Genomic DNA, 20,686 nt, shown 5'->3' with positions numbered 1-20,686 from the left:
CGTGCCGTAGGTCACATTCCGTTCCCCCGTACGGCAGGTATGAGGCGTTTTCGGCCACCCCAATGCCCCTCTTACGGCCCATCAGGGACCGTACCCGCCAACACATCCGGCATATCCGACAGACCGGCCACGCGCATTGACACCCTCGGTCCCGGGTGGTGGGCTCGGAGCCCACCGGTGGGACGAGGGGAGAGCGACGTGCGGTTCGGGCGCAGAAAGCACGCGACGGCTGTCGCCGTCGCCGTGATCGGCGGACTGCTCGGGGCCGTCGCACCGGCCGCGACGGCCGCCCCCGTCGTACCCGGCCAGCCGGCCGCCACCTCTCCCGACCACGCCGACAGCGCGCGGCTGCCGTCCGTCTGGCCCCGGCCGCAGAGCATCAAGGCCGCAGGGCAGGCCGTGCCACTGGGCACCGAGGTCACCGTCGTCGCCGCCGCGGACGCCGATCCGTACGCCGTCGACGCACTGCGCGCCGTGCTGCGCGAGGCGGGCGTACGGACCCTGCACGAGGGCCTGCCCGGCCGCGGCCCGGTCGTCCGGATCGGCGGCACGGGTGCCCAGGACGCGCTGCGGACCCTGCGCGCGCCCGAGCGCGCCGACCTGCCCGCGGGCGGCTACCGGATCGCCGTCGGCCAGATCGCCGGGCGCTCCACCGTCGCCCTGGACGGCATCGGCGAGGACGGCCTCTTCCACGGCGTCCAGACGCTGCGTCAGCTGGTGAGCGACGGCTCCGTGGCCGGGGTCGTGGTGCGCGACTGGCCGGGCACGGCCGTGCGCGGGATGGCCGAGGGGTTCTACGGGCAGCCGTGGACCCGCGAGGAACGGCTCGCGCAGATCGCGTTCATGGGGCGCACGAAGCAGAACCGGTATCTGTACGCGGCGGGCGACGACCCCTATCGGCTGGCCCGCTGGCGCGACCCGTACCCGGCCGAGCGGCGCGCCGACTTCCGGGCGCTCGCCGAGAAGGCCCGCGCCGAGCATGTGACGCTCGGCTGGGCCGTCTCCCCCGGCCAGGCGATGTGCATGGCGTCGGACGCCGACGTCAAGGCGCTCACCCGCAAGGTCGACGCCATGTGGGCGCTGGGCGTGCGGGTGTTCCAGTTGCAGTTCCAGGACGTCAGCTACAGCGAATGGCACTGCGACCAGGACGCGGACACCTTCGGCAGCGGCCCACGGGCGGCGGCCAGGGCGCAGGCCCGGGTGGCCGGCGCGCTCGCCCAGCACCTGGCGGACCGTCACCCCGGCGCGGCCCCGCTGTCGGTGCTGCCGACCGAGTTCTACCAGGACGGTGCCACCGACTACCGCACGGCGCTCGCCGCCGAGCTGGACGACCGGGTGCAGGTGGCCTGGACCGGGGTCGGGGTCGTACCGAAGACCATCACCGGGGGCGAACTGGCCGGGGCCCGCGCCGCGTTCCGGCACCCGCTGGTCACCATGGACAACTATCCGGTCAACGACTACGCGCAGGACCGGATCTTCCTGGGCCCGTACACCGGCCGGGATCCGGCGGTGGCGAGCGGTTCGGCCGCGCTGCTCGCCAACGCGATGGAGCAGGCGTCCGCCTCCCGCATCCCGCTGTTCACCGCCGCCGACTTCGCCTGGAACCCGAAGGGGTACCGGCCGCAGGAGTCCTGGCACGCGGCGATCGACGACCTGGCGGGCGGGGACGCCCGTACCCGGGCCGCGCTGCGGGCGCTCGCGGGCAACAGCGCGACCTCCGTGCTCGGCGGCGACGAGTCCGCCTATCTCCAGCCGCTGCTCACCGCGTTCTGGAAGTCCCGGGCGGCGGACGCGACGGTCCGGGACGGTGCCGCGCGCGATCTGCGGGCGGCGTTCTCCGTGATGCGGGAGGCCCCCGAACGGCTGAAGACCCCGGCGGAGGGACGGCTGGACGAGGAAGTGCGGCCGTGGACCGAGCAGCTGGCCCGGTACGGCGAGGCGGGCGAGCTGACCGTCGATCTGCTCCAGGCCCAGGCGCGCGGGGACGGGGCGGCGGCCTGGCAGGCGCAGCTGGCCCTGGAGCCGCTGCGCAAGGACATCGCGGCGAGCGGCGCGACGGTCGGCAAGGGCGTGCTGGGCCCGTTCCTGGACCGGGCCCGCAAGGCGGCCGACAGCTGGAACGGCACCGACCGCACCGCCGGAACGGTCACCCGCGACGCGGACAGCTACACCGTCCGGCTGAACCGGGCCCGCCCCGTGGAGTCCGTGACGGCGATGACGGAACCGGGCGGCGGATTCGCCGGCGCGGTCCTGGAGGGCCATGTGCCGGGCGAGGGCTGGCGGACGCTGGGCCGACTCTCGGCGAGCGGCTGGACCCAGACGGCGGCGAGGGGGCTGCGGGCGGACGCGATCCGCGTCCGCCTGCCGGAGGGCGCCGGGACCACTCCCCCGTCCTTCATGAGCCCCGCCCTGCCCGCCGCTCCCCTGGTGGACCGGAGCGCGCTGAAGGTGCGGGACCTGATCCCGTGGTTCGGTGACGAGCCCGCGGCCAAGCTCGATCTCGTACGCGGGGTGACGGACGCGGAGATCGGCGGCGGCACCCAGCGCGTGGCGGCCCGGCTGGCCGCGCGGCGCCCCGCCGAGGTACGGGGCGAGCTCACCGCCAAGGCGCCCAAGGGCATCGAGGTGAAGGTCCCGAAGCGGACGACGGTGCCGCGCGGCTCGCGTACCGATGTCCCCGTGGACATCACGGTCCCGGCGGACACCCCGGCAGGCGAGTACGAGGTGCCGTTCGCCTTCGGGGGCGAGGAGAGCACCCTGACCGTCCGGGCGTTCCCGCGTACGGCGGGCCCCGATCTGGCGCGTACGGCCAGGGCGTCCTCGTCCGGCGACGAGACCCCGGACTTCCCCGCCTCGGCGGCCTCCGACGGCGATCCCGCCACCCGCTGGTCCTCACCGGTCGAGGACGGCGCCTGGTGGCAGACGGAACTGGCGGAGCCCGTACGGCTCGGGCAGGTGGTGCTGCGCTGGCAGGACGCGTACGCCTCCCGCTACCGCGTACAGGTCTCCGCGGACGGCCGCACCTGGCGTACGGCGGCGACCGTGCGGGAAGGCAGGGGCGGGCGCGAATCGGTGCGGATGGACGCGAAGGACACCCGTTTCCTCAGGGTCCAGGGCGACGGCCGGGCGACCGAGTACGGCTACTCCCTCTGGTCGGTGGAGGCGTACGCCGTCGCCCCGTAGAGGTGCGCGTCGCCCGTAGAGGCACGCCGTAGCCCGTAGAGGTGCGCCGTCGCCCGCGGGCGTGCGCCGTGGCTCCGCGGTGGCGACGCCCGGGACGACGAAGGCCCGGGGCTCAGGCGGAAACGCCGTCGATCCGGGCCATCACGTCGTCCGCGCCGAACGGTTGCAAATACGGCAGCCAGCGCGGGTCGCGGTGTCCGGTCCCGATGATCCGCCAGGCCAGCCCGGTCGGCGGGGCGGGCTGATGGCGCAGCCGCCAGCCCAGCTCGGGCAGATGCCGGTCGGCCTTGACGTGGTTGCAGCGGCGGCAGGCCGCCACCACGTTGTCCCAGGCGTGCTGTCCACCGCGGCTTCGCGGAATGACATGGTCGACGCTGGTCGCGGCGGCTCCGCAGTACATGCAGCGCCCGCCGTCCCTGGCGAACAGCGCGCGGCGCGTCAGGGGAACGGGCCCCCGGTAGGGGACCCGTACGAATCGCTTGAGGCGGACGACGCTGGGCGCCGGCAGAGCACGGGTGGCGCTGTGCAGGAAGGAGCCGGACTCCTCCAGGCAGATCGCCTTGTTCTCCAGCACGAGGACGAGCGCGCGACGGAGCGGTACGACGCCGAGCGGCTCGTACGACGCGTTGAGAACCAGGACGTGCGGCACGGTGGATGCCTCCTTGTACGCCGGCGGCGCGTGGCTCGCGCCGGGACGATCCGATCTCAGTCTCTCCTCCTGCCTGGTCAAAGCGCCACCACGTGCGGGTAACGGGCCGGGAGGATTTTTCTCACCACCCGCCCGGAGGCGCGCCACGGCCCACCGGAACAGGTGCTTCACCAGGGTGGCCGCCCGCACTGTGCGATCGGCCACACCCACTCCGTTCCCAGGTGAGACGTGTCTCTCCCCCGAGAGCGGCAACGATCCACTCCACCGGCTTCGTTAGTGTGGTTGGTCAGCCGTCGCCCCCCGTTGGAGGTTCCCACCGTGTCCCTGTCCGTCCTCTTGGCCGTAGCCCCGTCACCCGAGCCGGGCGGCTCGCTGGACGAAGCCGCCAAGCAGGCCGGCAACGCCGCGGGCTGGGTCGAGGAGAACTGGTCCACCTGGCTGAACACCGGTCTGCGCATTCTGCTCATCGCGGCGATCGCGATCGTGCTGCGCTACGTGATCCGCCGGGCCCTGACCAACCTGATCGAGCGGATGAACCGCAGCGCCCAGGCGGTGGAGGGCACCGCGCTGGGCGGCCTGCTGGTCAACGCGGAGCGCCGCCGTCAGCGCTCGGAGGCCATCGGCTCCGTCCTGCGCTCGGTGACCTCGTTCCTGATTCTGGGCACGGCCGCCCTGATGATCCTGGGCGCGTTCCAGATCAATCTGGCGCCGTTGCTGGCCTCCGCCGGTGTCGCCGGAGTCGCGCTGGGCTTCGGCGCGCGCAATCTCGTCACCGACTTCCTGTCCGGGGTGTTCATGATCCTGGAGGACCAGTACGGCGTCGGCGACACGGTCGACGCGGGCGTCGCCTCCGGTGAGGTCATCGAGGTGGGCCTGCGGGTCACCAAGCTGCGCGGCGACAACGGTGAGATCTGGTACGTCCGCAACGGCGAGGTGAAGCGGATAGGCAACCTCAGCCAGGGCTGGTCCACCGCCGGGGTCGATGTGACGGTGCGTCCCACGGAGAACCTGGACCGGGTCCGCGAGGCGATCACCGCCGCCGCGGAGACCATGGCCAAGGAGGACCCGTGGGCGGAGCGGCTGTGGGGCCCGGTGGAGGTCCTCGGCCTGGACGCCGTCCTGCTGGACTCCATGACGGTCCGGGTCACCGCGAAGACGATGCCGGGCAAGGCGCTGGGCGTGGAGCGGGAGCTGCGCTGGCGGATCAAGCAGGCGCTGGACGAGGCGGGCATCCGGATGGTCGGGACCGTGCCGGTCCAGGCGGACGGCGTGTCGGCCCCGGACCCGACGGCCGGAATGGCCGCCCCGTCCGCGTACGCCTCGTCGACCTCGCCGCAGTCGATGGCCGCGACCCCGATAGCGCCACCGAGCATCACGAAGTAACACCTGCCCGTCATAACCGTAATAACGGTCCAGGGGCGCCCCGCGGCGGTTCGCGGGGCGCCCCTGGACCGTTCGGCGGGTGCGGTCACCGTTCCAGGTAACGCTTTGGTTGCCACAGGGGTGTGAACCATTGACGGTCCGGTGACCTGCGCCATACCGTCCTCTCACCGAATAGGAAAGTTTCCTAACAGAGGGCGGTGCATCGATCATGGCGGGAACCACACCGGGTACGCCACGCGTCCTGCGCGCCATGAACGACCGGGCCGCCCTCGACCTGCTCCTGGAACACGGCCCGCTCTCCCGGACGAAGATCGGGAAGCTGACCGGGCTGTCCAAGCCCACCGCCTCCCAGCTGCTGGCCCGGCTGGAGGCGGCCGGTCTGGTCGTGGCCACCGGGACCAGCGAGGGGCGCCCCGGGCCCAACGCGCAGCTGTACACCGTGAACGCGCGGGCCGCCCATGTCGCCGGGCTCGATGTGAACGCCCAGCGGATCGTCGCCGCGGTCGCCGATGTGACCGGTGGAACCGTCGGCGAGTTCGAGCTGCGCACCCCCGGCCGCCGCGCCGACAGCGTGGTGCGCCAGGTGACCGAAGCGCTGGACGGCGCGGTCAAGGACGCCGGGCTCACCCGCTCCGACGTGCACCGCGTGGTCATCGGCACGCCGGGCGCCTTCGACCCCGGTACCGGCCGCCTGCGGTACGCCTCGCACCTGCCCGGCTGGCACTCCACCACGCTGCTGGACGAGCTGGCCGCGTTCCTGCCCATGCCGGTGGAGTACGAGAACGATGTGAATCTGGTCGCCGTGGCCGAGCAGCGGCTCGGCGCGGCCCGCGGCAACGAGGACTTCGTCCTGCTGTGGAACGAGGAGGGCCTCGGCGCCGCCCTCGTCATCAACGGACGGCTGCACCGCGGCTTCACCGGCGGCGCGGGCGAGGTCGGCTTCCTTCCGGTGCCGGGCACTCCGCTCGTACGCCAGGTGGTGAAGGCCAACAGCGGCGGCTTCCAGGAGCTGGCGGGCGCCCAGGCGCTGCCGCGGCTCGCGAGGTCGCTCGGCATCGACACCCCTCAGACGCCCTACCCCGAGGTCGCCGCCGCCCTGCTGGTACGGGCCACCGCCGCGTACGAGCGGGACGAGCCGCTGACCGAGCTGCTGCGCCAGTACGCCCAGCGGCTCGCCACCGGTCTCGCCTCCGTCACCGCCGTGCTCGACCCCGGGCTGATCGTGCTCTCCGGTGAGCTGGTCTCCGCGGGCGGCGAACTCCTGCGGTCCCTGATCCAGTCCGAGCTCGCCGAACTCGCCGCCTCCCGGCCCCGTCTCGTCCTCGGCGAGATCGACCGGCATCCGGTCCTGCGGGGTGCCCTGGAAAGGGCCCTCTCCGATACCCGCGACGAAGTGTTCGACACCTCGCGCTGATCCGCCGCACCGCCTTCCCCTCTTCTTTCTCCTCTTCTTTCTCCTCTTTCTTTTCCTCGCTCGTCCCCTGCTTCCATCCCCTGTCCCTGTCCCTGGGAGTCCCGTCATGCGCAAAAGCCGTCTGACCACCACCGCCGCTGTCGCCGTCGCCGCGATCTCGGTTCTTGCCACCGCGTGTACCGGCCAGTCCGAGACCGCCGCGAACGACGATCCGAACGCGAAGACCACGATCAACTTCTGGCACGGCTGGAGCGCGCCCGCCGAGGTCAAGGCGGTCCAGGACAACGTCGACCGGTTCGAGAAGGCCCACCCGAACATCGAGGTCCACGTCATCGGGAACATCAATGACGACAAGCTGAACCAGTCGCTGCGCGCGGGCGGTTCGAAGGGCCCCGACGTGGTGTCGTCCTTCACCACGTCCAATGTCGGCAAGTTCTGCTCGTCCGGCGCGTTCGCCGATCTGACGCCCTTCATCGAGAAGTCGAAGCTCGACCTGGAGAAGACCTTCCCGAAGGTTCTGCTGGACTACACCCAGTTCGAGGGCAAGCGCTGCGCCCTGCCGCTGCTCGCCGACGCGTACGGGCTGTACTACAACAAGGACGCCTTCGAGAAGGCCGGGATCACCGCGCCGCCGAAGACGATGTCCGAGCTGGCGAGCGTCGCGAAGCGGCTGACCGTCGAGAAGGGCGACAGCTACCAGCAGCTCGGCTTCATGCCGACCTTCCACGGCTACGAGACGGTCGCCGACCACTACATGTCCTCGTGGGACCACAAGTACTTCGACGAGAACGGCAAGTCCAACATCGCCAAGGACCCGTCCTTCGCGAAGATGTTCACGTACCAGAAGAAGCTGGTCGCCGACCTCGGCGGCTACGACAAGCTGGAGAAGTACCGCGGCACCTTCGGTGACGAGTGGGGCTCCAAGCACCCGTTCCAGACCGGTCAGGTCGCCATGCAGCTGGACGGCGAGTGGCGGCTGGGCATGGCCGAGGACGCCAAGGTGCCGTTCGAGATCGGCGTCGCGCCGATGCCCGTCGCCGACGACGAGGCCGACAGCTACGGCAAGGGCTTCCTGTCCGGCACGATCATGGGCATCGCCCCGGCCAGCAAGAAGCAGAACGCCGCCTGGGAGCTGGTCAAGTTCATGACCAGCGACACCAAGGCCGTCGTCGACTTCGCCAACGGCATCCGCAACGTGCCCTCCACCTTCGAGGCGCTGAAGTCGCCCGACCTGAAGTTCGACCCGCGCTTCAAGACCTTCCTGGACATCGCCCAGCACCCCAAGTCCAACACCCCGGACGGGGCCATCAACGGCGCGACGTACCAGCAGACCATCCAGGACTTCGGCTACCAGTACGAGAAGGGCGCGGTGAAGGACCTCAAGGCCGGCCTGGAGAAGACCGCGAAGCAGATCGACACCGACATCGCCAAGGCTAAGTAGCAGCACGATGACAACGCACACGCTCCGCTCCAAGCGCCGCAGGTCGGCCCTTCGGACAGCGGCCTTCATGTCGCCGTGGCTGATCGGGTTCACCGTCTTCTTCGCGTACCCGATGATCTCGACCGTCTACTTCTCCTTCATGGACTACGACGGTTTCGGGGCCCCGGTCTTCAACGGCCTCACGAACTGGAGGTATGTCTTCGAGGACTACCCCATGTTCTGGCCGTCACTGCGCAACACGCTCTGGCTGGTCCTGGTCATGGTCACCTGCCGGGTCATCTTCGGCCTCGGCATCGGCATGCTGATCACCAAGATCAAGTCGGGTACGGGCGTCTTCCGCACCCTGTTCTACCTGCCGTACCTGGCGCCGCCGGTCGCCGCGACGCTGGCCTTCGTCTTCCTGCTCAACCCCGGGACGGGGCCGGTCAACTCGATCCTCGGCGACCTGGGGCTGCCGACGCCCGGGTGGTTCAACGACGCCTCCTGGTCCAAGCCGGCGCTCACCATGCTCGCGGTGTGGGGCATCGGCGACCTGATGGTCATCTTCATGGCCGCGCTGCTGGACGTGCCGACGGAGCAGTACGAGGCCGCCGAGCTGGACGGCGCCTCGCCCTGGCAGAAGTTCCGCTTCGTCACGCTGCCGAACATCTCGCCGATCGTGCTGTTCGCGGTGGTCACCGGAGTGATCCAGGCGATGCAGTACTACACACAGCCACTGGTCGCGGGGAAGGTCGCCTCCGGCATCATCGGCGGCTCCGGCCAGGCCTTCGAACCGGGCTATCCCGACAAGTCGACACTGACACTTCCGCAGCTCGTCTACAACCTCGGCTTCCAGCGCTTCGACTACGGCTCCGCCTGTGTCGTCGCCCTCGTCCTGTTCGCCCTGGCCATGACCTTCACCGCGCTGCTGATGCGCGGCCGCAACAACCTTCTCCAGGCCGGTGACTGAGTCATGACCCAACTCCTCGACAAGCCCGCCGCCCGGGTGACCGACGGCCCCACGCCCGCCGCGCGCACCGCGCGCCGCAAGGCACTGCTGCACTGGATCGCCGTGCACTCGCTCGGGGTCGCGGCCGCGCTCTTCTTCGTGCTGCCGTTCGTCTTCGTGGTCCTGACCTCGCTGATGACCGACCAGCAGGCGCTGACCCGCGACCTCACCCCGAACACCTGGGAGTGGGGCAACTACAAGCAGGTCTTCGACACCCCGGGCTTCCTGACCTGGTGGCGCAACACCCTGCTGTACGCGGGGGTCGGCACCGTGCTGACGGTGGTGTCGTCCGTGCCCGTGGCGTACGCGCTCGCCAAGTTCCGTTTCCGCGGCCGCAAGCTGTCGCTGATGCTGGTCATCTCGATGATGATGCTGCCGCCGCAGGTCGTCATCATCCCGATGTACCTGTTCTGGGCCAAGCAGCTGGACCTGTCCGGCACCCTCTGGCCGCTGATCATCCCGATGGCCTTCGGTGACGCGTTCTCCATCTTCCTGCTGCGGCAGTTCCTCCTGACCATCCCCAACGAGTACCTCGACGCGGCCAAGGTCGACGGCTGCGGTGAATTCCGCACGCTGATCAGGGTCGTTCTGCCGATGGCCAAGCCCGGCATCGCGGCGATCGCGCTGTTCCAGTTCTTCGCCGCCTGGAACGACTACTTCGGCCCACAGATCTACGCCTCCGAGAACCCGGCCGCCTGGACGCTCAGTTACGGCCTCGAATCCTTCAAGGGCGCACACCACACAAACTGGAATCTGACCATGGCCGCGACCGTACTGGTCATGGCCCCCGTGATCGCCGTCTTCTTCTTTGCCCAGAAGGCATTCGTCGAGGGCGTCACACTGACCGGAGTAAAGGGCTGACCATGAAGCTCGCAGTAGTTGGTGGCGGGTCCACCTACACACCTGAACTGATCGACGGCTTCGCGCGGCTGCGCGACACCCTGCCGGTCGAGGAGCTCGTGCTCGTCGACCCGGCGGCCGACCGGCTGGAGCTGGTCGGCGGCCTGGCCCGGCGGATCTTCGCCAAGCAGGGCCACCCGGGGAAGATCACCACCACCTCCGACCTGGACGCGGGCGTCGCCGACGCCGACGCGGTCCTGCTCCAGCTGCGCGTCGGCGGACAGGCCGCCCGCAACAAGGACGAGACCTGGCCGCTGGAGTGCGGCTGCGTCGGCCAGGAGACCACCGGCGCCGGTGGCCTCGCCAAGGCGATGCGCACGGTGCCCGTCGTCCTCGACATCGCCGAGCGGGTCCGCCGCTCGAACCCGAACGCCTGGATCATCGACTTCACCAACCCCGTCGGCATCGTCACCCGGGCGCTCCTCCAGGCCGGGCACAAGGCCGTCGGCCTGTGCAACGTGGCGATCGGCTTCCAGCGGAAGTTCGCCGCGCTGCTCGACGTCACCCCCGGCGAGGTCCACCTGGACCACGTCGGACTGAACCACCTGACCTGGGAGCTCGGGGTGCGCCTGGGCGGCCCCGAGGGCGAGAACGTCCTGCCGAAGCTGCTGGCCGAGCACGGCGACGCCATCGCCGACGATCTGCACATGCCGCGCGCCATCGTGGACCGGCTGGGCGTCGTCCCCTCGTACTACCTGCGGTACTTCTACGCGCACGACGAGGTCGTCCGGGAGCTCGGCACCAAGCCGTCCCGGGCCGCCGAGGTCGCGGCGATGGAGAAGGAACTCCTGGAGATGTACGGCGACCCGACCCTGGACGAGAAGCCGGCCCTGCTCGGCAAGCGCGGCGGCGCCTTCTACTCGGAGGCGGCCGTGGACCTGGCGGCCTCGCTGCTCGGCGGCGGCGGTTCCGCGGTGCAGGTGGTCAACACGTACAACAACGGGACGCTGCCGTTCCTGGCGGACGACGCGGTGATCGAGGTGCAGGCCCGGGTCGACGGCACGGGCGCGACCCCGCTCGCCGTCCCGGCGCTGGACCCGCTGTACGCCGGTCTGATCGGTCATGTCACGGCGTACGAGGACCTCGCCCTGGAAGCCGCGCTGCGCGGCGGCCGGGACCGGGTCTTCAAGGCGCTGCTCGCGCATCCGCTGGTCGGCCAGTACGAGTACGCCGAGGGCCTCACCGACCGGCTGATCGCGCACAACCGGGAGCACTTCGCGTGGGCGTGAATGTCTCGGTCGTCGCCATCGACGCGGGGAACAGCAAGACCGATGTGGCTCTGATCGGCGAGGACGGAAGCGTGCTGTCCACGGCCCGGGGCGGCGGTTTCCAGCCGCCCGCCGTCGGGGTGGCGGCGGCCGTGGACGTCCTGTCCTCGATCCTGGACCGGGCGGTCGCCGCCGTCGGTGGGCCCATCGGGAACATCGGGCATGTGTCCGCGTGTCTGGCCAACGCCGATCTCCCGGTCGAGGAGGCGGAGCTGACCGAGGCTCTGCTCGCCCGTGGCTGGGCCGGCACGGTGGAGGTGCGCAACGACACCTTCGCGATACTGCGGGCCGGGGTGGACGAGCCGCGGGGCGTCGCGGTGGTCTGCGGCGCCGGGATCAACTGCGTCGGCATGGTGCCGGACGGGCGCACCGCCCGCTTCCCCGCGATCGGCCGCATATCCGGTGACTGGGGCGGCGGTTCGGGGCTGGCGGAGGAGGCCCTGTGGCTGGCCGCGCGGGCCGAGGACGGCCGCGGCGGGCCGACGGAACTGGTCCGTACGCTGCCCGGCCACTTCGGGCTCGACTCGATGTACGCGCTGATCGAGGCGCTGCACCGGGGGGGGATCCCGTACGAGCGGCGCCATGAGCTCACCCCGGTGCTGTTCGCCACGAGTGCGGCCGGTGACCCGCTGGCGGGCTCCGTGGTGGACCGGCTGGCGGAGGAGGTCGTCGCGATGGCCTCGGTCGCGCTGACCCGCCTCGGTCTGCTGGACGAGGAGGCGCCGGTGCTCCTGGGCGGCAGTGTGCTGGCCGCACGCCACCCGCAGCTGGACTCCAGGATCGCCGAACTCCTCGCGGACCGGGCCCCGAAGGCGGTGGTCCGGGTGGTGTCGCAGCCGCCGGTCCTGGGGGCCGCGCTGCTCGGCCTGGACCACGTGGGTGCGGCGCCCGAGGTGCACCGGAGGCTGCGCGCCCAGTACACCTGACACACTGGACACTCCCGTGGGGCGTCTCACAGCGTTCGCGCCGTGAGGCGCCCCTGGGCGTAGGGGAACCGATCAGTGGTCCCGAACGTGTTCCTGGTGGGGATTCTGTCCGCTTCGGGGATGCTTCGGCAGCGCTGACGGGGATGTTTCAGGGCTTGTTACGGCGATCGTCTTGATCGACTGCGCTCGCCCTGATCGAATGCGTGGACCGATACAGGATCCAGGCGTTCTCCGTATGGACTCCGTTCCCTGCGGCCATACTTCTGGCCGGGTACCAGTCCTCCGATCGGCCGGGGGGCCGGACCGCCGTCAGTGACCGAGGGGGAGGTCAAGTGACATACCCGCCGATCGGGGGCTCGCAGGCGGAGCAGGCTCAGCCGTCCGCGCCCGGCGAGCTGTCCGCGCCCGCCCGGACGTCCGGGCCCGTACCCGCGCAGCGCCGCGGTGCCTGGACCGGGCGGACGGAGCGGCTGCGGGACGCGGCGACGACCGAGCCCGGACGGCTCCAGATCATCGGAGCCGTACTGGCGCTGCTGGTCGTGGCGTTCGGAGCGGTGACGGCCCTGGAGATCTCGGGCCGGGCCTCCGCGGCCGATGACGTGGTCAGCCGCAGTCAACCGCTGAGCGCGGACGCGGCGGACATCTACCGCTCGCTCGCCGACGCGGACACGATGGCGGCGAGCGGCTTCCTGGCGGGCGCCCAGGAGCCCAGGGATGTGCACGAGCAGTACGAGAAGGACATCAAGGACACCTCGCGGCTGCTGGTGAAGGCCGCCGCGAACACGGACGCCACGACCACGTCCGGGCACGAGATCACCACGCTGAACGAACTGCTCCCGGTCTACACCGGACTGATCGAGCGGGCCCGCGCGAACAACCGGCAGGGTCTGCCGCTGGGCGGGGCCTATCTCCGGTACGCGAACCAGAAGATGACCGACGAACTGCTGCCCGCCGCCGAGCGGCTGTACGTCGCGGAGACGGGGCGGCTCGGCCGCGACTCCGCCGACGCCCGGCGGTTTCCGTACTTCTCGCTGCTGACCGGGATCGTGGCGCTGGGCGCGCTGGTGTGGACGCAGCGGCGCAACTACCGTCGTACGAACAGGGTCTTCAACCACGGCCTGCTGGCGGCGACGGCCGCGACGACCGTGCTGCTGCTGTGGCTGGCGGTGGGGCATACGGTGGCGCGTACCGAACTGCGTGCCGCGATGGTCCACGGGCAGGAGTCACTCGATGTCCTCAACAACGCGCGGATCAACTCCCTGAAGGCGCGCGCCAATGAGAACCTCACCCTGGTCGCCCGCGGTGCCGTACTGACCGCGGACGGCACCGGCGACCAGTACGAGACCGACTACACCACGGGCATGAAGGCCCTCGACGCGCAGTTGAAGAGGGCCGAGAAGCTCGCCGACGACTTCCGGGGGAGCGAGCCGGTGGCGAAGGCCATCACCAGTGCGTCCGAGTGGCAGGACCGCCACCGCAAGGCCCGTGCGACCGACGACCAGGGCGACTACGAGGGTGCGCTGGTGCAGATCATCGGCACGAAGGACTCCACGGGCCAGTCGTTCCGGCGAGTGGACATGGCGCTCGAAAAGGCACTCGCTCTTGAGCAGGGCGATTTCACCCGGTCGGCGACCGACGGACGCGGGGCGCTGGGCGGGCTGCCGATCGGGGCCGGTGCCCTGGCCGTGTTGGGCGCGGCCGCCGCCGCCCTCGGGGTCAACCGCAGGCTCTCGGAATACCGGTGAGAGGGGCAGCGATGACCGGGGTGAAGGACCGGGCGGCGCGCGGCAGGCTGCGTGGCTGGGGCGGGGTGACGGGCATGGCCGTGGCCTGTGCCGTCACGGCCTCGCTCACCCTGCTGCCGCTCTCCCACGGCGGAGCCGACCCCTTCGGCGTGAACACCGCGGGCCCGGGGACGGCGTCGGCGGTGCCCGCTCGGGCCGAGGCGTGCACCGACCCGGAGGCGAGTCTGCCGCCGTCGAGCGCGGGCGGGCCGAGCATCGAGAAGATCCGCAAGCGCGGCAAGCTGATCGCCGGTGTCGACCAGAACAGCTTCCGGTGGGGCTATCGCAACCCGGACACCGGCACGCTCGAAGGCTTCGACATCGACCTGGTGCGGGCCATCGCGGGGAACATCCTGGGCGACCCCGACGCGGTGATCTTCCGGGCCATTCCCACCAACCAGCGCATAGCGGCCCTGGAGCACGACCGGGTCGACGTCGTCGTGCGGACGATGACGATCAACTGCAAGCGGCTGGACCAGGTCTCCTTCTCCACGGCCTACTTCCAGGCCGGGCAGCAGGTGCTCGCCCCGAAGAAATCGACGATCACGGGGTACGACTCCTCCCTGAAGGGGAAGCGGGTCTGCACCGCCGAGGGCTCCACCGCGTACGAGGCGCTGGAGAAGCAGTCCTACGGTGCGGTCTTCAAGGACGAGTCCGACGGCACCGGGCGGGACAAGGACCAGCTGACCGTGCCCAATCAGCTGGACTGCCTGGTCCGTCTCCAGCTCGGCGAGGTCGACGCCGTCGTCACGGACAACGCCCTGGCGGCCGGTCAGGCCGCGCAGGATCCGGCGGTGGTCCTCAAGGGCGCCCCGTTCACCACCGAGTACTACGGCGTGGCGACGAAGAAGGGCGCGAACGACCTGGTGGCCCGCGTCAACGCCGTGCTGGACGACTATCGCCGGGGCGGGAAGGACAGCGACTGGATGGTGTCGTACCGCACGTGGCTGGCGACCGGACTGCCCGGGATCAAGGCACCGCCGGAGCCCAAGTACCGGAGCAACTGATCCCGTCCGGGCCCACGGCCCGGCGGGGAGAGCGGAGAGATGATCGATGGGCGTGGCGGGATCCTTCCCCGGCTTCGCGGGGAAGCCCCCCGGCCCGGTCATGGACCGGGACGAGGCGGACCGTGCGCTGGCCCGGCTCGGTGCGGAGCACGAGGCGATCGAGACCTCGCTCCTCGCCCTGCAGGACCATGCCGGGCGCCGGCTCCTGGAGGGCGCCGAGCTGACCGGGGTGACCCGGGACCGCTGGGCCACGACCGACCGGTCGATCACGCTGCTGTGGGGCTATTTCGACGCCTACGCGGGGGCGCTCGCCCAGGCCCGCGAGGTGCGGGCCCGCAGGCGCTACCCGAACCGGGACGACCTGGTCGCCCTGACCGGGCTGCTGCGCGGCGACGACATCACCGTGGCGAACACCGCGGCGGTGACCGATCCCTCGATCACCGGTCCGGCCCGGCTCTCCGAGCGGTTCACGCTGGAGGAGCTGGTGAGCCGGATGAACGAGCTGTACGCGCGTTCGCTGGACATGGTCGTCGCCTCGGACTCCGTATGGTCCGCGCTGCCCGCCCGGATAGATCTGCTCGCCGCCGAACTGCACCGGACACGCTCGCTGGCGCACTCGGTGGGGGTGCGTCCCGGTGAGCATCCGGCGGGCGACGACCTGGCGGAGATCACCCAGGAGCTGACCACGCTGCGGACGCAGGTGATCTCCGACCCGCTGGCGTTCTGGCTGCCGGGCCCCGGCAGCGCGGCGCCCGGCGGCGGCCGTCCCGACACCATCCGCTACGACCGGGCGGCCCGTGCCCTGGAGGACGTGCGCCGGGAGATCGAGGCGGTGCTCGCGGTCCGGCAGGACGCCGAACAGCGCCTGGTCCAGCTGCGGGACGTCCTCTCGCGGGCGGACCGCACCCTGGCCGAGGCGCGCTCGGCGCGCGGTGAGGTGCTGGCGAAGATCGCCGCGTCCGAGGTGCCCGCGGTCAGCGGCCCGCCGACGGCGTTGCAGGAGCGGCTCGCGGCCGCGTCCGACTACCGCAGGTACGCGCAGTGGCACCGGCTCTCACCGCTCCTGGAGTCACTGGAGCGGGAGGCCGAGGACGAGTTGATGCGGGCCCGAGAGTCACTGACGTCCGTCACGGCGCCGCTCGCGGTCCGTGCGGAGCTGCGCGGACGGCTCGACGCGTACAAGGCGAAGGTCGCCCGGCACGGTCTCGCGGAGGACCCGGTGCTGATCGAGCGGTACGACGCCGCGCGCCGGATGCTGTGGAGCGCCCCGTGCGATCTGCGGGTCGCCGGGCAGGCGGTGCTGCGCTATCAGCAGGCGGCCGCGGAACTGCTGACACCGCAGCGGCCGTCCTCACCGGAGGACCGGCGGGGCGAACAGGGGGATACACGATGAGTACGCAGTGCCAGCGCCCCGCGTGCGAGGGCGTTTACGAGGACATGGGCGGCGGTGAGCTGTACTGCGACACCTGCGGTCTGGCGCCGGTCGTCCCACCGGCGGGGTCTCCCCCGTCCGGGCACAACCGGGAATCCGGCGACGGGATGGTCGCCTCGCCGCCCACCGGCATCGCGGGCGGCGGCCGGGCCGGCAGCCGCAGCACGTCACAGCGGTCGAGTTCGCGCGCCTCGTCCCGCTCGTCGACCTCGCGGCGTTCCGTCTCCGGGCGGCTGTCGCGCTCGCTGTCCGGTGCCTCGACGTCCCGTTCGGTGTCGGTGCGCTCCTCGGGGACCGCGTCCGGCTCCTCCGGCCGGGGCAGGCTGGGCGTGGGCCTGGTGCAGGTCCCGGACGTGCCGCGCCCCGATCCGCGTACCGCCGTGATGGAGAATCCCGAGGTCCCCGAGCGCAAGCGGTTCTGTTCGCGCTCCGACTGCGGGGCCCCGGTGGGCCGCGCGCGCGGCGAACGGGCGGGCCGCACCGAGGGGTTCTGCACCAAGTGCGGCCACCCCTACTCCTTCGTACCGAAGCTGCGCGGCGGTGACATCGTGCACGGGCAGTACGAGGTCGCGGGCTGTCTGGCGCACGGCGGGCTCGGCTGGGTCTACCTCGCGGTGGACCGTGCCGTCTCCGACCGCTGGGTGGTCCTCAAGGGCCTGCTGGACACCGGGGACCAGGACGCGATGGCGGCGGCCATATCGGAGCGCCGCTTCCTCGCGGAGATCGAGCACTCCAACATCGTCCGCATCTACAACTTCGTCGAGCACCTGGACCAGCGGACCGGCTCGCTCGACGGCTACATCGTGATGGAGTACGTCGGCGGCAAGGCGCTCAAGGAGATCGCGAACGAGCGCCGCACCCCGGCCGGAAAGCGCGACCCGCTGCCGGTCGAACAGGCGTGCGCGTACGGGATCGAGGCCCTGGAGGCGCTCGGTCATCTGCACAGCCGGAATCTGCTGTACTGCGACTTCAAGGTCGACAACGCGATCCAGACCGAGGACCAGCTCAAGCTGATCGACATGGGCGCGGTGCGCCGGATGGACGACGAGGAGTCGGCCATCTACGGCACCGTGGGCTACCAGGCGCCCGAGGTCGCGGAGGTCGGCCCGTCGGTCGCCTCCGACCTGTACACGGTCGCGCGGACGCTCGCGGTGCTCACGTTCGACTTCCAGGGGTACACGAACGTCTTCGTGGACTCGCTGCCGGACCCGGACAACATCGAGGTGTTCCGGACGTACGAGTCGTTCTACCGGCTGCTGGTGCGGGCCACCGACCCGGATCCGGCGCGGCGGTTCGCCTCGGCGACGGAGATGGCCGAGCAGCTGACGGGGGTGCTGCGCGAGGTCGTGTCGCTCCAGACGGGGCGGCCGAGGCCGGCCCTGTCGACGCTCTTCGGTACGGAACTGCGGGTGACGGACACGGAGCTGTTCTCCGAGCTGACGCAGGATGTGTCGCGCCTGGGTGTGCGGGCCGATCCGGCGGGCGGCGGGCGACCAAACCGGCGCAAGCGCCGTGCGGGTGCGACGGCCGGTGCCGCGATGCCCCTCGCCCCGGGGGCGGCCGTGACGGCGGTGGCGAGCGCCCTGCCTGTGGGCGCCCAGCCCGCGGGCCCGCCCGCGCCCGGGTACCACGCTCCGGGCGGCGCTCCGCTGTCGGCGCCGGGCACCCATGTACAGGGCGGCCAGGTCGGCGGCCCGGGGAGCGGCGCCGGAGGCGGGGGCGGTGCCGCGCTCGCGTACGCGCAGCCGCAGGCCGTGATTCCGGCGCCCCGGACGGCTCTCGCCGCACCGGCCGGTCCGCCGGGCACGTCCGCCGGGCGCGGCCTGCGGCTCCCCGGGCTCGACGCGCGGGGCACCTCGCTCGCGCTGCCGGTGCCCCGGGTCGACGCCGACGATCCGAACGCCGGTTTCCTCGCCGGGGTGATCGCGTCCGCGCCCGCCGAACTGATCGCCGCGCTGCACGCCGTGCCCGCCGCCTCCCTGGAGACGCGGCTGCGGGAGCTGCGGGCCCGGCTGGAGATGAGCGAACCGGACGCCGCGGCACGGGCCCTGAGCACGCTGGAGGGGCAGCACCCGGACGACTGGCGGGTCGTCTGGTACCGGGGCATCACCTCGCTGGTGACCGGGGACAACGAGGTCGCCGCGCTGTCCTTCGACGCGATCTACGACGCGTTTCCCGGGGAGCCCGCGCCCAAGCTGGCGCTGGGCATCTGTGCCGAGGTGCTGGGGCAGCTGGACAACGCCGCGGAGTACTACCGGCTGGTGTGGACGACCGACCCGAGTTTCGTGAGCGCCGCGTTCGGACTGGCCCGGGTGCAGATCGCCGCCGGAGACCGGGCCGGGGCGGTCCGCACCCTGGAGTCGGTGCCGGAGGCGTCGATCCACTACACGGCGGCACGGGTCGCCGCCGTGCGGGCGCGGCTGCGTGAACGGGACCCCGACGAGCCGCTGCTGACGGACCTGACGGCCGCCGCGGTCCAGGTGGCGGAGCTGGCCGGGTTCGGCCTGGACGCGGTGCGCCGCGAACAGTTGTCGACCGAGGTACTGGGCAAGGCACTGGACTGGGTACTCTCCGGTAGTCCCGGTGCGCCCTTGCCGGGCGGGTCGTCCGCCGGAGCTCCGGGTACGCGGAAACTGCTCGGCGCCGAACTGGACGAGCGGGGACTGCGGTTCGGGCTCGAACGCTCGTACCGGATGCTCGCCCGGCTGGCACAGCGTGGCGACGAGAGGATCGAACTGGTGGAGCGGGCCAACCGTTTCCGCCCCCGGACGTGGGTGTGAAGATGTCACAGATCCACCAGCAGGCCTCCTTGTCGAGGTGCCCCGGCTGCGAGGAGCCGCTGGAGTCGGGCGACCTGTTCTGCGGTGCGTGCGGGTACGACCTGTCGGCCGTGCCCGCGCCGCCGGACGACCGGCCGACGATGCCCATCGCCGTGCCCGTCGCCGGTGCGCCCGCTCCCCCGGCCGGTGCGCCCGCGCCTCCGGCCGGTACCGCCGGGCCCGTCGGTGCCGTTCCGGGTGCGAGTGCGGGTGCGGGTGCGGTGGAGTGGCCGCCCGCGTCCGAGGTCGACAGCTCCGATCTGCCCGCGCCCACGCACCGTCCGGCCGACCTGCCCGGCACGGACTCGGGCGGCAAGCCGCTGCCCACCGCGGCCGCGGACCCGGTCCGGTACGACGACCGGGCCACCCCGGACGGACCGGCGGGAACAGAGTCCTCGGGCGACTTCGCGCTCGCGGCGCCCGACCCACGTACGGCGGAACACACCTCCACCCCGGCGGCGGGCACCAAGCTCTGTGTGGCCTGCCGTTCGGGCCGGGTGGACCCCGACGGCTACTGCGAGAACTGCGGCCACGCCCAGCCCCGCGAGCGCGACCACATGGAGCGGGAACTGGGCTCGGTGGCCGCGGTCAGCGACCGGGGTCTGCGCCACCACCGCAACGAGGACTCCTTCGCGGTGTCCTCGACCGCCCTGCCGGACGGCTCGGCGGCCGTCGTCGCGATCGTCTGCGACGGCGTCTCCTCCGCGAGCCGACCCGACGAGGCGTCGGCGGCCGCCGCGAGTTGCGCGAACGAGGCGCTGTTGGAGTCCCTGCCGCGCGGTACGCACCCGCAGCAGGCGATGCACGACGCGATCATCGCCGCGTCCGAGGCGGTCAACGCGCTGGCCCAGGAGCCGGGCCGGGCGACGGAGCACGACACCCACCGCCATCAGAACGCCCCGGCCTGCACGCTGGTCGGCGCGATCATGGCGGGCGGCCTGCTGGTCATCGGCTGGGTCGGCGACAGCCGGGTCTACTGGGTGCCGGACGACCGCACCGTCCCGCCCGCCCGGCTCACCGAGGACGACTCCTGGGCCGCGCAGATGGTGGCCGCCGGCCTGATGAACGAGGCCGAGGCGTACGCGGACGAGCGCGCCCACGCCATCACGGGCTGGCTCGGCGCCGACAGCTACGAGCTGGAGCCGCATACCGCCTCGTTCAAACCGGACCGGCCGGGTCTGGTGGTGGTCTGCACGGACGGGCTGTGGAACTACGCGGAATCCGCCGTGGAGATGGCCGCGGCCGTGCCGCCGGACGCGTACGAACGACCGCTGCACGGCGCCCAGGTGCTGGTGGGTCACGCGCTCGACGGCGGCGGCCACGACAACGTCACCGTGGCTCTTCTGCCGTTCGCCGTACCGCCGCAAGGGACAGGATCGGCCGGCGACACCGCCTGACCCGGCGCGTTTCCCGGTCCCTGTCCGCTCCCTGCCTCCCAGTCCTCCGGCTGCGACCCAGTCCTCCGGCTGTTTCCCGCTTCAAGGAGCCGATC

Annotated in this window: 14 protein-coding genes; 13 read left to right on the top strand and 1 reads right to left on the bottom strand. The window is 71.7% G+C overall.

Going from position 1 to position 20,686, the window contains the following annotated elements; genetic code table 11:
• The first annotated feature begins 198 nt into the window (after positions 1-198).
• Positions 199-3,183 (top strand): beta-N-acetylglucosaminidase domain-containing protein, encoded by a 2,985-nt coding sequence (locus OG413_RS18250; protein WP_266810226.1) that lies wholly within the window; start codon positions 199-201, stop codon positions 3,181-3,183.
• A gap of 112 nt (positions 3,184-3,295) precedes the next feature.
• On the opposite strand, the gene OG413_RS18245 is transcribed toward OG413_RS18250, so the two are convergent.
• A complete protein-coding gene (locus tag OG413_RS18245) occupies positions 3,296-3,832 on the bottom strand; it encodes an HNH endonuclease (RefSeq protein ID WP_073723265.1) in 537 nt (178 codons plus the stop codon).
• Positions 3,833-4,150: 318 nt separating this feature from the next.
• On the opposite strand from OG413_RS18245, the gene OG413_RS18240 reads away from it, so the two are divergent.
• The 12 genes from OG413_RS18240 to OG413_RS18185 all read left to right on the top strand — a co-directional run bounded on the left by OG413_RS18240 (position 4,151) and on the right by OG413_RS18185 (position 20,591).
• On the top strand, positions 4,151-5,215 hold the full coding sequence (locus OG413_RS18240) for a mechanosensitive ion channel family protein (RefSeq protein ID WP_266806845.1): 1,065 nt from the start codon (positions 4,151-4,153) through the stop codon (positions 5,213-5,215).
• Positions 5,216-5,423: 208 nt separating this feature from the next.
• Positions 5,424-6,629 (top strand): ROK family transcriptional regulator, encoded by a 1,206-nt coding sequence (locus OG413_RS18235; RefSeq protein ID WP_266806844.1) that lies wholly within the window; start codon positions 5,424-5,426, stop codon positions 6,627-6,629.
• Positions 6,630-6,735: 106 nt separating this feature from the next.
• Entirely contained in the window at positions 6,736-8,070 is a 1,335-nt protein-coding gene (locus tag OG413_RS18230) for an ABC transporter substrate-binding protein (protein ID WP_266806843.1), read from the top strand.
• A 7-nt stretch (positions 8,071-8,077) separates the two neighbouring features.
• Positions 8,078-9,019 carry a carbohydrate ABC transporter permease gene (locus OG413_RS18225; protein WP_266806842.1) on the top strand — a complete coding sequence of 314 codons (942 nt, stop codon included), beginning with the start codon at positions 8,078-8,080 and terminating at the stop codon, positions 9,017-9,019.
• Positions 9,020-9,022: 3 nt separating this feature from the next.
• Positions 9,023-9,919, top strand: a complete 897-nt coding sequence (locus OG413_RS18220; RefSeq protein ID WP_266806841.1) for a carbohydrate ABC transporter permease — start codon at positions 9,023-9,025, stop codon at positions 9,917-9,919.
• Positions 9,920-9,921: 2 nt separating this feature from the next.
• Entirely contained in the window at positions 9,922-11,187 is a 1,266-nt protein-coding gene (locus OG413_RS18215) for a 6-phospho-beta-glucosidase (RefSeq protein ID WP_266806840.1), read from the top strand.
• Positions 11,178-12,152 carry an N-acetylglucosamine kinase gene (locus tag OG413_RS18210; RefSeq protein WP_266806838.1) on the top strand — a complete coding sequence of 325 codons (975 nt, stop codon included), beginning with the start codon at positions 11,178-11,180 and terminating at the stop codon, positions 12,150-12,152. The genes OG413_RS18215 and OG413_RS18210 overlap by 10 nt, the downstream gene beginning before the upstream one ends.
• A 470-nt stretch (positions 12,153-12,622) precedes the next feature.
• A complete protein-coding gene (locus tag OG413_RS18205; protein ID WP_266810224.1) occupies positions 12,623-13,897 on the top strand; it encodes a hypothetical protein in 1,275 nt (424 codons plus the stop codon).
• 11 nt (positions 13,898-13,908) lie between these two features.
• Positions 13,909-14,943, top strand: coding sequence for a glutamate ABC transporter substrate-binding protein (locus tag OG413_RS18200; protein ID WP_266806837.1), 1,035 nt, complete (start codon positions 13,909-13,911; stop codon positions 14,941-14,943).
• A gap of 46 nt (positions 14,944-14,989) precedes the next feature.
• A complete protein-coding gene (locus tag OG413_RS18195) occupies positions 14,990-16,336 on the top strand; it encodes a hypothetical protein (protein WP_266806836.1) in 1,347 nt (448 codons plus the stop codon).
• A complete protein-coding gene (locus OG413_RS18190) occupies positions 16,333-19,155 on the top strand; it encodes a tetratricopeptide repeat protein (RefSeq protein ID WP_266806834.1) in 2,823 nt (940 codons plus the stop codon). The genes OG413_RS18195 and OG413_RS18190 overlap by 4 nt, the downstream gene beginning before the upstream one ends.
• Before the next feature lie 2 nt (positions 19,156-19,157).
• Positions 19,158-20,591 carry a PP2C family serine/threonine-protein phosphatase gene (locus OG413_RS18185; RefSeq protein WP_266806832.1) on the top strand — a complete coding sequence of 478 codons (1,434 nt, stop codon included), beginning with the start codon at positions 19,158-19,160 and terminating at the stop codon, positions 20,589-20,591.
• The last annotated feature ends 95 nt before the right edge of the window (positions 20,592-20,686 follow it).

Source organism: Streptomyces sp. NBC_01433, from assembly GCF_026340105.1.
Lineage (GTDB): Bacteria > Actinomycetota > Actinomycetes > Streptomycetales > Streptomycetaceae > Streptomyces.
Note: the sequence above shows the minus strand (reverse complement) of the source record. Positions and strands in the feature narration are given on the sequence as shown.

Excerpts from the sequence above, each read along its gene's own strand:
- OG413_RS18215 (WP_266806840.1), top strand. The coding sequence starts at position 9,922 with ATGAAGCTCGCAGTAGTTGGTGGCGGGTCCACCTACACACCTGAACTG.
- OG413_RS18195 (WP_266806836.1), top strand. The coding sequence starts at position 14,990 with ATGGGCGTGGCGGGATCCTTCCCCGGCTTCGCGGGGAAGCCCCCCGGC.
- OG413_RS18185 (WP_266806832.1), top strand. The coding sequence starts at position 19,158 with ATGTCACAGATCCACCAGCAGGCCTCCTTGTCGAGGTGCCCCGGCTGC.
- OG413_RS18235 (WP_266806844.1), top strand. The coding sequence starts at position 5,424 with ATGGCGGGAACCACACCGGGTACGCCACGCGTCCTGCGCGCCATGAAC.
- OG413_RS18230 (WP_266806843.1), top strand. The coding sequence starts at position 6,736 with ATGCGCAAAAGCCGTCTGACCACCACCGCCGCTGTCGCCGTCGCCGCG.
- OG413_RS18190 (WP_266806834.1), top strand. The coding sequence starts at position 16,333 with ATGAGTACGCAGTGCCAGCGCCCCGCGTGCGAGGGCGTTTACGAGGAC.
- OG413_RS18200 (WP_266806837.1), top strand. The coding sequence starts at position 13,909 with ATGACCGGGGTGAAGGACCGGGCGGCGCGCGGCAGGCTGCGTGGCTGG.
- OG413_RS18220 (WP_266806841.1), top strand. The coding sequence starts at position 9,023 with ATGACCCAACTCCTCGACAAGCCCGCCGCCCGGGTGACCGACGGCCCC.
- OG413_RS18225 (WP_266806842.1), top strand. The coding sequence starts at position 8,078 with ATGACAACGCACACGCTCCGCTCCAAGCGCCGCAGGTCGGCCCTTCGG.